The sequence below is a fragment of the Mucilaginibacter panaciglaebae genome (assembly GCF_039539265.1).
Classification (GTDB): Bacteria; Bacteroidota; Bacteroidia; order Sphingobacteriales; family Sphingobacteriaceae; genus Mucilaginibacter; species Mucilaginibacter panaciglaebae.
The window spans coordinates 167,881-179,634 of sequence record NZ_BAABCV010000010.1 but is presented as its reverse complement, the minus strand read 5'-3'; the positions used below and the strand labels follow the sequence as shown (position 1 = coordinate 179,634).

The following is an 11,754-nucleotide window of genomic DNA, read 5'->3' as shown; positions in this document are numbered from 1 at the left end:
TAGCATTGCGAACAGGCTTTCCAGAGCCTAATGACACGTCTTAATCTTTTCTCTTTACCTTTTTCTTCTGCAATAAAATTATTCTTATTTATCATTCAAACAACTCCTATGCAAACATAGGATGACATTTTTAATTCTCCCCGCAAATATTAAATTTGTTAAACCGATCATCAACCCTAATCAAACCATGAAGAAGATATTTTTGATAGCACTAAGCATGTTAGGTATGACTGCCTATGCGCAAAACCCGCAGGTTAAAACGGCCAATGGCACTTTAGAAGGCGTTAAAGAAGCCAGCGGCATAGTATCATACAAAGGCGTGCCGTTTGCGCAGCCGCCTGTTGGCGATCTGCGCTGGAAAGAACCTCAGGCACCTAAAAACTGGACCGGCGTACGCAAAGCCGACCATTTCGGTCCGCAGGCTATGCAGCGTTACATTTACAGTGATATGCAGTTTAGGAGCGATGGCAAAAGCGAGGACTGCCTGTACCTCAACGTTTGGGCGCCACCTCGGGCTAAAGGCTCAAAATTGCCAGTACTGGTTTATTTTTATGGAGGAGGATTTCAGGCGGGTGATGGCTCTGAATATCGCTACGATGGCGAAGCGCTTGCTAAAAAAGGAATTATCACTGTTACGGTGAATTATCGTTTAGGTATTTTTGGGTTCATGGCGCATCCTGAGTTAACTGCCGAATCGCCGCACCACGCGTCAGGCAATTATGGTTTGATGGATCAGCACGCGGCACTGGTTTGGGTGCAGAAAAATATTGCCGCCTTTGGCGGCGATGCGTCTAAAGTAACTATAGGCGGTGAGTCGGCGGGTTCCATGTCTGTATGCGGGCAAGTGGCATCGCCGCTGTCAAAAGGATTATTCAGGGCAGCTATAGGCGAAAGCGGGTCGTTACTGGGCAATCTATCGCCAACCCCACGGGCTGATGCCGAGGAGTACGGTGTAAAATTTGCGACCTCGATCGGTGCCAGATCATTAGCCGATTTGCGTAAAATTCCGGCTGATACCTTATTAAAATGGTCGGCTCGGGGACATTTTGGAACCGATGTCGACGGGTACTTTTTGCCTGAAACGCCGCAAGCAATTTTTGCAGCAGGTAAACAAATGGACGTGTCTTTACTGGCGGGCTGGAACTCGGCAGAGAGTGGTCCGAATGGTATTTTAGGCCGGTCAGAACCTACAGTCGATAACTACAAAGCCGGCATAGAAAGGTTATATAAAGACCGCGCGCAAGATATCCTGGGCGCCTATCCCGCAGCGACAGATGCGGACGTAACGCAGGCCGCTACTAACCTGGCATCAGATCGGTTTATTGCTTACGCCACCTGGAAATTCATCGACATGCAAAGCAAAACCGGCCATAAACCGGTATACCGCTATTTCTTTAACAAACGCCGCCCTATTATGGCTAACGCGCCTGCCGGTGCGGTAGAGCACTCGCCGGGCGCAGCCCACGCCTCGGAGATCGAGTATGCGTTGGGTAATTTGCCAACCAACAAAGTTTACGCCTGGACGCCCGACGATTTTAAAACATCAGAGACCCTGCAAAACTTTTTTGTAAACTTTGTGAAAACCGGCAACCCCAACGGCAACGGTCTGCCATTGTGGGATACGGTAAAAGGCAGCAAATTTATGGTCATTAACCAGGATAGCCGGCAGCAACCAATTGCCGATGCAAAACGCTATGCGGTAATGGATTCATTTTTTAATAAGTAACACAGTTATAACTAAGAGAAAGCCTGCACAATGGAGGTGTGCAGGCTTTTGAAGTGTTTCACCCAGGGTGTTTCACTGACAAAAATCTGCAGTACTCTAAAATGGTATAACTTTCTGATAAACAGAAGTTTAAACAGCTTTACCTAAAGCGTTGCTACTGTTTCAAAGTGTTTCACCCTGTTTTGTTAATCGCCTTATTTTAAGGTGCTTACATCAAAAAAGTGTTTCAAGTGTTTCATTTTTTAAGTGAAACACTGCTATCAGTTATTCACTAAAAAATGAACTATACGACAGGCGTTGCCGAGGCTTTTTGGGTTTTTGCGGTCGCTTACGGTTAGCTGTAAAGTGTGTGCGCCTTTCTTTAATCCGCTGTCAAATAGAACATACCAGGGTAAATGAATAAAAGTGCTCCATTGCGTAAACAGGTCAATATGCTTTATATCGCCACCGTCAATTACGTAGTCAACAATTCCGGCATCAGCCCCCGATATGATCGCCATCCCTACCGCGTTGCCGTTAAATTTTAGCGTCAATGCTGAACCGGGTGTGTTGGTAACCAGCATCGGTACTTTAACAAAGCCCTCGCGGGTGTCTAACTTATCGGTTGGTGTCCAGTTAGGGTTGAGCGTCCAGCCGGCACCTGGTTGGGCTTTAGAGATATCCAGGTAGCTGCCGTTGGTAAAGCTGTGCGGGTTAAGCATGGTTATCTTTGCCAGGTTGCGCTTAACGGGTTTATCCGGGTTTTTATCCGGGCTCAGTTGGTCTGTCAGCAAGGTTTTGATAGCCTCAAAATACATGCGTTGCCCAAAGGGAGCGGGGTGTAAATCCTTAAAATCTTTTTCCCAGCTAAATTCATTATTAGCCAGTTTGTCGGCAACGGCTTTAGCTAAGTTGATGGATGGCAAATTGTAATGAGCTGCCACCAACTCATGATTAGCTATTGACGTAGGGACACCGCCTTTTTGATAAGTACTGGTTTTATCGGGGTCGGCAAATGACATCATAACAATGTCCATATATGGATTGCTTTTAATAACGTGCCTGACAATGCCTTCCAATGATTTTACCTGGGTAATGCTGTCTGTACTGTTTACCTGGTCGTTTACGGCTGCTTCGACAAATAACAAATCGACTTTGCCCGAGTCGAGCATATCACGTTGCAACCTGAAAGCATGAGGCAGGCTGCCTAATGATGGAATTCCTGCTGCAATAAACCTGAACTTGGTTTGTGGGAATGTGTCTTTCAGATACCCGCATACCATCTGCCGCCAGCCGGGATTAAACGTAATAGAGCCCCCCAAAAAAGCTACTGTAACTTCTTGTTGGTTGCTGATGGCTTGTCGGGTATTGACCAGACCACCTCGGGTAGCGATATAGTTACTGAAAGGCAACCGCTTTACCTGAGCCGAGGCCTGAAAAAACATCAGGGAGATAAACAGAAAACCGGTTAATATCTTTTTAGTCATCGTTATAGACGGTTAAACAATGGTAAAGTTGTGCTAATTTGTTGATGGTATGTTTACCTTTTTTGGCAACTTGATCAATTAAACTGGCCAAAATGCCACAATATTCCTGATAGATCGTGCAGAAAGCATTCTCTGCCCCAATTCATTATTCCAATGGGTGTCAGCTTTGTGCCCGGATATTTCTCTGTTAGATTAAGAATTTGGAGTTCATCCCGGTAGCGTTTTACATCATCTACCATAGTTTAGGAATTTGAGCAATACTAAGGTACCTTATACTTGTGGCAAAAAACAAAAAAGATTGGCTCAAACCGAACCAATCTTATCATTAAACAGTGGCAACTTGTATTAGGGGTTGTATGCTATTGTTCTATCACGATCCTATCGTCCTTGACATTAAGCTCATGCAGGATATTTATCATATCGGCGGTAAGCTGGTCGGGGCCGCATACATAGTAGTAACGGCCATCTGAACTGGTGAACTGAGAAAGCAATTCTTTATTGATGTATTTTTTTTGCGCGCCAGATTTAGGATGACTAAGCACATTGATCAAATGGCTGTTCAGCATTTGTCTAAGTTCGTCTTTAAGGATGATATCATCTTCAGTATGGTTGGCAAACAGTAAAGTGCATTTAGACAGATCGGCAGTTTGCTGTATAGACCTTAGTATTGCGAGAAATGGTGTAATACCTGCTCCGCCGGCTATGAATATGCCCGGGCCTTTATAATTGATCGCACCAAAAACCTCATGTAGTATCAGCTCATCACCTGGCTTAAGCTGACCTAGTTTTTCGGTAATGCCATCATGACCTTTGTATACTTTGATAACAAACTCCAAATGCTCGCTATCGGTTAAAGATGTAAATGTAAAAGGTCTGAGTTCATCTTCGAGTCCGGCCTGGTTGATGGACACATCAGTAGCCTGGCCAGCGGTGTAAGTATAGCCCGCAGGTTTCTCCACCACAAAATGCTTTACATTATGTGTTAGATAATTGGTTGATAATATTTTTACAACATGTTTTTCCATAGGTTAATTTACCGCCGGGCTGTTTTCGGTTGAAAGTTTGGCCAATGAGAATGCGCCTATAGCCATTACTATATCGCGTACAGCAACATCCAGATAACTTCCGGTTGCAACTAAATTTAACGCAATCAGCACTAGCCAAATACTTACTAAATAGGCGCCCTTTTGTGTGGCTGTTAATACAAGTATACCTGCAATAACCTCTATAATTCCAACAATCATCATAAAGATATGATCGCTAAAAGGCAGCATAGACTTTACCGCCGGATGCAGGTATTGGCTCCAGTCGGTTAAAAGATTAGTGAATTTATCGGCACCTGCCACAATAGGTACCAAACCGTAAGTTAGCTTAAGTACGGTCTTTACTGTTTCGACATTTTTTGTTGATGTTTCCATTTTTGCTAAATTGATATCTATTAGAGACAGGCTATTTAAAAAGGGTTACAAAATTTATTTGTTTTAAATTGTAACGCTTTGAAAAATTAATTCTCTATTACTATAGCTGGCAAAAACATTGTTCTGAATAAAATGAGCGACGAAGAAATTGTAAATAAAATATTGAGCGGCGAGACACGCTTATATGAAAAATTGATGCGTAAGTATAACCAGCAATTGTATCGCATAAGCATGTCTATTATCAATGACGATAAAGAAGCCGAGGATATAATGCAAACCGCCTATCTGAATGCTTTCAGACAATTGGCAAATTTTAAACAGCGGTCGACTTTTAACACCTGGCTCACCCGGATATTGATCAATGAAAGCCTGCTGCACAAAAAGCGCAAACAGAAACAGGAGCGTACCCTTATGGAAAATAATTATATAGATCATGACGACTATACTCCATTAAATAGTCTGATGAACAAAGAACTTAAATTGTTGCTGGAGCGCGCCGTAAGTACCCTGCCAGAAAAATACAGGATGGTGTTTGTAATGCGAGAAGTGCAGGGTATGAGTACTAACGAAACTATGGAGGCGCTAAACATTGGCGAATCGAACGTAAAGATAAGATTGAACCGCGCAAAGGATATGCTTAGGGCCGAGTTGAACAACTACTGGCAACCACAGGAGCTATACGAGTTTAACCTGGTACGATGCGACGTTATTGTTAATTATGTGATGAACGAAATTTTGAAATAACCAATTTCCATTATTTACTTTATGCCTTTTGGTACAGACCTGGCTATAAAAGCAACGGTCGAATATTAACAGAAAGGCGACCTGTTTGAGATCGCCTTTCCGGTATTTATAAGCTATTTATCAATAAAACTTTGCAGCATTAATCCTGTGGCTTCTATCATTTTGGTATCGGCATGCGGCGAACATATCTCGCCAAAAAATTCGCCATGTACGCCCGGTAAGATCATGGCATGCGCATGCGGTATTAAGCTGGCCAACTCCAGGGTGTGTTCGGGTTTTATCACGTCCCGGTCTGTCGATATCAAGAGCGTAGGGGCTTTAATATGTCGCAGGTCGTCATCGGGCCAGTCATGAAAGTTTTTCATGCGTTCTACATCGCGGTTAAACATGGTTTGCAGTCCTTTTTTGTTGCCTTTGTTTACCTTCAGATAGCCGTCTTGTAAAGGTTTAGGCATACTGCTTAGTTTGGCGCCCTCAAATCCTTTAAAAAAGCCATCAATCAAACCGCCGCGCTTAGTGGCGGCAGATATTGCAATAATTTTGTTTACCAAATGAGGGTGGCGTATAGCTACTTGTAGGGCAGTACTGCCACCGTTGCTAAATCCAAGCAGGTTTGCTTTACTTACTTGAAGATATTTAAGTAAACCGGCTACGTCATCGGCGTCCTGCGTAAATGATTCTGGTTTGTTACGGTCGCTGGTACGGCCGTGTGCCTGTAACTCTACAGCTATGACTTTGTAGTGTTTGGCCAAAAGCGGCAGCAGTTTACTAAAGCTTGTTTCGATGGTCGAGCCGCCACCGTGTATTAACACCAACGGAATATTGCCGGTGCCATGTATTTCATAATACATTTGTATGCCGTTTACCGGAGCATGGCCCCCTGCAGAGCTTTTTGGTTGTTGCCCAATTGCCGGTAGTGCTGCAAACAGCGACAACAGGCAAGTAAATAATTGATTTTTCATAATTCTTGTCTTTATTTCATACCAAGCAGGTAATCCTGTAGTTTAACAATGTTTTGTTTTAATCCTTCGTCGGCTTTGAAAGTTTTTACGGTCTGTATAAAGTCTTCATGGGTGTCAAACAGCATACGCCAGCTAATGAAAGTTTGCTCACCGCGATCTTCAAACGATATAGTTGCCAAAAACTTAGGGCTGCTTTCATGGCGGTAAACTATTTTTTGTTGGGGGATAATGTCCTCAAAAATGCTGTGATTTTTATAGTCTGTACCATCCGGACCGTGCAGCACCAGGTTCCATTCGCCGCCTGGTCTTAAATCCATTTTGCTTATGGTGCAGGTAAATCCATTTGGCCCCCACCAGTTACAAATGTGTTGAGGGTTACTCCAGGCTTCCCATACCAGGTCTATAGGGGCGTCCAGCTCTTTGGTTATCAGTAGCTCCCGATCTGCTGTGTTACTATTTGCTTTGTTTTCCATATCTTTCCTGTTTTAGGTTTGTAAATATTTATTTAAGTTGTCCAGTTTGTCTTCATAATGCTTACGATATTGGCTTATCCAGGCATCAACCTCGCTTAAAGCATCGAGCTTTACTTCGCAAATATGTTCACGGCCGGCGCGCTTCATACTAACCAGCCCGCAGGCGGCCAAAATCTTTACATGTAATGAAATGGCCTGCCGGGTCATAGAGAATTGGTCGGCTATGGCATTCATATTATGCGGCTGCGAGGCCAGCATATCTACAATGGCCCGGCGGGTGGGGTCGGCAATAGCCTGATAAACATCTCTTCGTGCTTTCATTAATATGCAAGTAAGTGCTTGCAAATATAAATGCAAGTATTTACTTGCGCAACTTTTTTTGGAAATACTTAAAATGAAATAAAGGGGGGTATATAATATAATTGACCTCTTTAAAATTTAGCGATTCTAGTCAATGCGTTAAAAAAGTTAAATACGATTAGGAAAACCGCAAAAGCTAGTTTTTACGCCGCCCTGCTTGGTGTAGATATCTCACCGGTGCCTTTTGACACGCGCTGATGGCGGTAGCTTCGTTGATTGCGGTGGTGCAATGCCGTTGCGATGATGCAAACAAAATTGGGTAAGCAGATCAGCCTTTCGCTCTTGTTGTCTTTAACAACATGCAAAGGCATTCAAGTGGTGAATTATTTGAATGGTTCAATTCTTATTCTTTTAAATTACCCGGCTTTTAATTTCATGGTTTTCCTCCCAAACACACAGAACACTGTTATCGGGGAGAATCATTGTTTTCAGGTAACTTCCTTTACCTACGGCAGTTTCTTTGTTAGTTTGCAGGTTTTTATATTTTAAGTTACCGCCCTCACTCATTGACACCAGGGTTTCGTTTCCATTTGAGCTGATGCTGCAATCACGTCCGCTGCCAAGATCTCTTTCGTATTCGCCAAATTTGCAATAGTAAACCGTTCCCTGCCTTTGCCAGGTTGTGTTGATGGTATTGTCGGCATTAAAGCTCAACCCGCCTCCGTCCATGGGGCAGGCATTTAATTTCCAGGTGCCGGCTCCTAGTTTTACCGCGCTTTTAAAGGTTTGTCCTTTATTGGCCGAGGTTGCCAAATATAGATCGCGCGACCCGTTTAACCAGTTACGAAACATAATAGCTACGTTTGTTCCTTTAACCGTAATGCTGGGCCTGCAACACTCACAAACATGCTCGTCAGGCGATTGATAAACTAATGTATTTTTGAGCCAGTGCGTATGTCCGGCGGGTAACGAAGAAAAGAAAATATTATTGCGCTTATTTAGCCGCAGATCAAGCCAGGTTGCATAAAAGTTATCCCGGTTGTCACAAGCTATATTCATCAATCCCTCTGGAGCGACGGCTTTAATATCATTCACCAGGCCTTTGTCTTGCCACCTTCCTTTTTGATTGTTAAGCAAAAAGAAATGAATATTACCAGTTTTGTCCATTGCGGTGATGACGCTATAATGAGCGGAACTGGCAAACTGCGGGCCTCTGGCCATGCCTAAATGCATGTTCTTTACTACACCAACTAAAACAGCTTTACCAAATGTTTTGCCTTTATTAGCAGATGCCGAGCAAAATATGCTGTCGCTTCTGCCAAATACTATCCTGATAATTCCTGTATTGTCTAGGCTAATCTGCGGCTGTTGGCCCTCAGCTACAGTAACTACATTTGGCGAATTAAATGACGCCAAAATAACGACGATAAATGTACTGGAGAGCAAGCTATGGATATATTTCATGTGATTATAATAAAAATGATGTGCCGATTTAATCTGCAGGCAACACCGATAAACTAAAAATCCTTATTTAACAGTTTTTCTAACTCAGCAAAGCTGATATTCATTTTTACGCGTCCCTGTTTAGCGTAGGATAGCTCGCCGGTTTCTTCGGATACGATGATGGCAGTAGCTTCATTGGCTTCGGTTACACCTATACCGGCGCGATGGCGCAAACCAAATTGGGCAGGCAGATCAACCTTATCGGTCAAAGGCAAAATACAACTGGCCGATTTAATTTTATTCTCGGCAATTACCACAGCCCCATCATGCAGCGGACTGGTTTTTTGGAATATACTTTCGAGCAGCCGTTTGGATATCTTGGCATCCATTACCTCGCAGCTGTTTTGATAGAATTGCTCGTCATAATACTTGGCAAATACAATGAGTGCACCTGTGCGGGTTTGTTTGAGTGATTTACAGGCATCAATAATAGGCTTAATGCGGGCGTAATTGTTCTTTTCGGCCTGAGCCTTGCCAAAGAAATAACGCCACCAGGCTTTATTGCGCTGCAACGAGGCGTTTTTACCCACCAACAGTAAGAACCGCCGTATCTCCTGCTGAAATACCACTATAATAATTATAACGGCAACATCCCTGAAATACCCCAGTATTTCGGTAAGTAAGCGCATTTGCAGCAAATTTACCACGAAATACAGCGCGTAAATTACCGCCATTCCTATTAAAATATTAACAGCAATGGTGCCACGGATAAGGTTGTATAACTGGTAGATCAGGAATGCTACCAGCAGTATATCTAATACGTTAAGCGGTGTTATTTTAAAAAGGCTAAGATCTAAACCGTGCATACGCTAAGTTAATAGATAGATACGAGATTTGAGATATTTGATTTGAGATACTCCTGCCTCTTTACACCAATATGTTATTTGCTTTATGCTTTTTTTATTTCAGGCTTTTTTGGAAAAAGCAATGAGGAAACGATACTGATTACCAAAATTGCCAGGATTATCAACAGCGAGCGCCCTGTAGTTAAACCTATCTGGTCAACATAGTTGGCCAATAGCATTTTTAGGCCGATAAATGCCAGTAACACTGCTAGCCCTACTTTTAAATAATGGAACTTATCAATAATGTTTACCAGCAAAAAGAACATAGAGCGTAGCCCCATGATGGCAAAAATATTAGAGAAGAAAACGATATAAGGGTCCTTAGTGACCGAGAATATCGCCGGTATAGAATCGACAGCGAAAACCAAATCGGTAACCTCAATTATAAGCAATACTAAGAACAGCGGGGTGATAAATTTCTTTTTATTGATCTTAACAAAAAACTTATTCCCCTCAAATTTAGGGTGTACCGAAAAATACCTGGAAGCCAGTTTTACTACTTTATGATTTTCGGGGTCGATGCTTTCCTGCTGGTTGCGGTTAATGAACATAGTGACACCAGTATAAACCAAAAACGCCCCAAACAGGTATAACACCCAATGAAATTGTTCGATTAAAGCCGCACCTACGAAAATGAATAAAAAACGCATCACCACCGCACCGATAATACCCCATAATAGTACCTTATGATAATATCTGGGCTCGACCCCAAAAGCTGTAAATATGAGCACCATCACAAAGATGTTATCTACCGATAATGCGTACTCGACTACATAACCGGTTAAAAACTCAAGGCCAAGATTTTTGCGGTACAAATCTAAACTACCTCCCCAATCATTGGGGTTTAGTTTGAGCTGATGAAAGTTTTTGATGTTGACGTCCCGCAGCGCAGCAAAACTGTCTACATGGTGAAGCAATTGTCCGTAGTTTAAAATCAGCACATAAAACCCGAGGGCAAAGCTAACCCAAACTGCACTCATAAAGCCGGCTTGTTTCAAGCTTACCGGCTTATCAGATTTGCCAAAAAGGCCCAGGTCCATAGCCATCATAATAAAAATGAAGACCAGGAAACCAGCTATAAATAAAAGTTCGTTTGTCACTATTTGTCGCGTTCTGTTGTAAATCTCACCAATTGTTCCAACCCCTGGCGGGCACTGCTATCGGGGAAGGTATTTAATATCTCAAAAGCTTCGTCCCTGTATTTTTTCATTTGGGTTTCAGCATACTGCAATCCTCCGGCCCGGGTTACAAAACTGATGATGGCTGCAATTTTCTCGGGCTCGTCGTTATGATTTTTAACCAGGTTGATGATCTGCTTTTTCTCACTGGCAGTGCAATTGTTTAAAGCGTAAATCAGGGGTAATGTTACTTTCTTTTCTTTAATATCAATCCCCAGCGGCTTACCTACATCATCTGTGCCAAAATCAAACATGTCGTCCTTAATCTGGAATGCAATACCTATTTTCTCGCCAAACAGACGCATTTTTTCTATAATGGCTTCGGCAGCTCCGGCCGAAGCAGCCCCGCAGGCACAGCAGGCGGCAATCAGAGATGCCGTTTTCTGCCGGATGACTTCATAATAAACAGGCTCGCCAATATCCATGCGTCGTACCTTTTCCATCTGCAGTAATTCGCCTTCACTCATTTGCTTTACTGCTTCTGATACAATTTTAAGCAGTGTAAAGTCACCGTTGTCGATTGACAGTAACAATCCTTTTGACAGCAAGTAATCGCCCACTAAAACGGCAATCTTATTTTTCCATAAGGCGTTGATAGAGAAAAAGCTGCGGCGTTGGTAAGAATTATCCACCACGTCGTCATGCACCAGGGTTGCGGTGTGCAGCAGTTCAACAAGTGCCGCCCCGCGATGTGTCGACTCATTAATACCTCCACAAATGCTGGCCGAGAAAAAGACAAACATGGGTCTGATTTGCTTGCCTTTGCGTTTTACAATGTAATGAGTAATACGGTCAAGCAACGGCACTGAGCTTTGCATAGAGGCTTTAAAGCGCTCCTCAAAAGCGTCAATATCAGCAGCAATGGGTTGTTTGATCTCGTTGATGCTCAGCATTAAACAGATAGAATTTTACGGGCCAACTATGTGTCTGGTTACCGCAACAAACATAAGCCAAAAAAACTTTATCTGTATTGCTGCAATATAAATTTCGACCACAATTAAACCAATGCTACACCAACTGCTCTAAATAATACATGGACGTTACAGCAGAGCCGTAACAAAGTGGTATTATAGTTTTTGGTTATTTTTTGAAAAAGCGGAGCATTGGGAAATGCTCCGCTTTTTTTTTATGCGATGGCA

Annotated in this window: 12 protein-coding genes; 2 read left to right on the top strand and 10 right to left on the bottom strand. The window is 42.9% G+C overall.

Going from position 1 to position 11,754, the window contains the following annotated elements:
* Window positions 1-187: 187 nt before the first annotated feature.
* Complete coding sequence (locus tag ABD772_RS14670; protein ID WP_345105983.1) at window positions 188-1,726, top strand: carboxylesterase/lipase family protein; 1,539 nt, start codon at window positions 188-190, stop codon at window positions 1,724-1,726.
* A gap of 260 nt (window positions 1,727-1,986) precedes the next feature.
* Here the strand turns inward: ABD772_RS14670 and ABD772_RS14665 are convergent, their stop codons facing one another.
* From ABD772_RS14665 to ABD772_RS14655, 3 genes are all read right to left on the bottom strand, one after another.
* Window positions 1,987-3,192: an SGNH/GDSL hydrolase family protein gene (locus ABD772_RS14665; RefSeq protein WP_345105981.1), complete on the bottom strand. Its 1,206-nt coding sequence runs from the start codon at window positions 3,190-3,192 to the stop codon at window positions 1,987-1,989.
* 359 nt (window positions 3,193-3,551) lie between these two features.
* Window positions 3,552-4,217 carry an FAD-binding oxidoreductase gene (locus ABD772_RS14660; protein WP_345105979.1) on the bottom strand — a complete coding sequence of 222 codons (666 nt, stop codon included), beginning with the start codon at window positions 4,215-4,217 and terminating at the stop codon, window positions 3,552-3,554.
* 3 nt (window positions 4,218-4,220) lie between these two features.
* Entirely contained in the window at window positions 4,221-4,610 is a 390-nt protein-coding gene (locus ABD772_RS14655; RefSeq protein WP_345105976.1) for a hypothetical protein, read from the bottom strand.
* Between the two features lie 96 nt (window positions 4,611-4,706).
* On the opposite strand from ABD772_RS14655, the gene ABD772_RS14650 reads away from it, so the two are divergent.
* Window positions 4,707-5,354 (top strand): RNA polymerase sigma factor, encoded by a 648-nt coding sequence (locus tag ABD772_RS14650; RefSeq protein ID WP_345105992.1) that lies wholly within the window; start codon window positions 4,707-4,709, stop codon window positions 5,352-5,354.
* A gap of 113 nt (window positions 5,355-5,467) precedes the next feature.
* Here the strand turns inward: ABD772_RS14650 and ABD772_RS14645 are convergent, their stop codons facing one another.
* The 7 genes from ABD772_RS14645 to ABD772_RS14615 form a co-directional block, all read right to left on the bottom strand.
* Window positions 5,468-6,316, bottom strand: a complete 849-nt coding sequence (locus ABD772_RS14645) for an alpha/beta fold hydrolase (protein ID WP_345105973.1) — start codon at window positions 6,314-6,316, stop codon at window positions 5,468-5,470.
* An 11-nt stretch (window positions 6,317-6,327) separates the two neighbouring features.
* Entirely contained in the window at window positions 6,328-6,789 is a 462-nt protein-coding gene (locus tag ABD772_RS14640) for an SRPBCC family protein (protein WP_345105970.1), read from the bottom strand.
* Window positions 6,790-6,801: 12 nt separating this feature from the next.
* Complete coding sequence (locus tag ABD772_RS14635; RefSeq protein WP_345105967.1) at window positions 6,802-7,110, bottom strand: ArsR/SmtB family transcription factor; 309 nt, start codon at window positions 7,108-7,110, stop codon at window positions 6,802-6,804.
* A 390-nt stretch (window positions 7,111-7,500) separates the two neighbouring features.
* Window positions 7,501-8,553, bottom strand: a complete 1,053-nt coding sequence (locus ABD772_RS14630) for a hypothetical protein (RefSeq protein ID WP_345105964.1) — start codon at window positions 8,551-8,553, stop codon at window positions 7,501-7,503.
* 53 nt (window positions 8,554-8,606) lie between these two features.
* Entirely contained in the window at window positions 8,607-9,398 is a 792-nt protein-coding gene (gene cdaA, locus ABD772_RS14625) for a diadenylate cyclase CdaA (RefSeq protein ID WP_345105961.1), read from the bottom strand.
* Between the two features lie 83 nt (window positions 9,399-9,481).
* Entirely contained in the window at window positions 9,482-10,537 is a 1,056-nt protein-coding gene (locus ABD772_RS14620) for a TerC/Alx family metal homeostasis membrane protein (protein WP_345105959.1), read from the bottom strand.
* Window positions 10,537-11,508, bottom strand: coding sequence for a polyprenyl synthetase family protein (locus ABD772_RS14615; protein WP_345105956.1), 972 nt, complete (start codon window positions 11,506-11,508; stop codon window positions 10,537-10,539). Before ABD772_RS14615 ends, ABD772_RS14620 begins: the two co-directional genes overlap by 1 nt.
* Window positions 11,509-11,754 lie beyond the last annotated feature (246 nt).

What these genes read in the sequence shown, in the direction of transcription:
- ABD772_RS14670 (WP_345105983.1), top strand. Translation starts at nt 188, where the DNA reads ATGAAGAAGATATTTTTGATAGCACTAAGCATGTTAGGTATGACTGCC.
- ABD772_RS14665 (WP_345105981.1), bottom strand. Translation starts at nt 3,192, where the DNA reads ATGACTAAAAAGATATTAACCGGTTTTCTGTTTATCTCCCTGATGTTT.
- ABD772_RS14660 (WP_345105979.1), bottom strand. Translation starts at nt 4,217, where the DNA reads ATGGAAAAACATGTTGTAAAAATATTATCAACCAATTATCTAACACAT.
- ABD772_RS14655 (WP_345105976.1), bottom strand. Translation starts at nt 4,610, where the DNA reads ATGGAAACATCAACAAAAAATGTCGAAACAGTAAAGACCGTACTTAAG.
- ABD772_RS14645 (WP_345105973.1), bottom strand. Translation starts at nt 6,316, where the DNA reads ATGAAAAATCAATTATTTACTTGCCTGTTGTCGCTGTTTGCAGCACTA.
- ABD772_RS14640 (WP_345105970.1), bottom strand. Translation starts at nt 6,789, where the DNA reads ATGGAAAACAAAGCAAATAGTAACACAGCAGATCGGGAGCTACTGATA.
- ABD772_RS14635 (WP_345105967.1), bottom strand. Translation starts at nt 7,110, where the DNA reads ATGAAAGCACGAAGAGATGTTTATCAGGCTATTGCCGACCCCACCCGC.
- ABD772_RS14630 (WP_345105964.1), bottom strand. Translation starts at nt 8,553, where the DNA reads ATGAAATATATCCATAGCTTGCTCTCCAGTACATTTATCGTCGTTATT.
- cdaA (WP_345105961.1), bottom strand. Translation starts at nt 9,398, where the DNA reads ATGCACGGTTTAGATCTTAGCCTTTTTAAAATAACACCGCTTAACGTA.
- ABD772_RS14615 (WP_345105956.1), bottom strand. Translation starts at nt 11,508, where the DNA reads ATGCTGAGCATCAACGAGATCAAACAACCCATTGCTGCTGATATTGAC.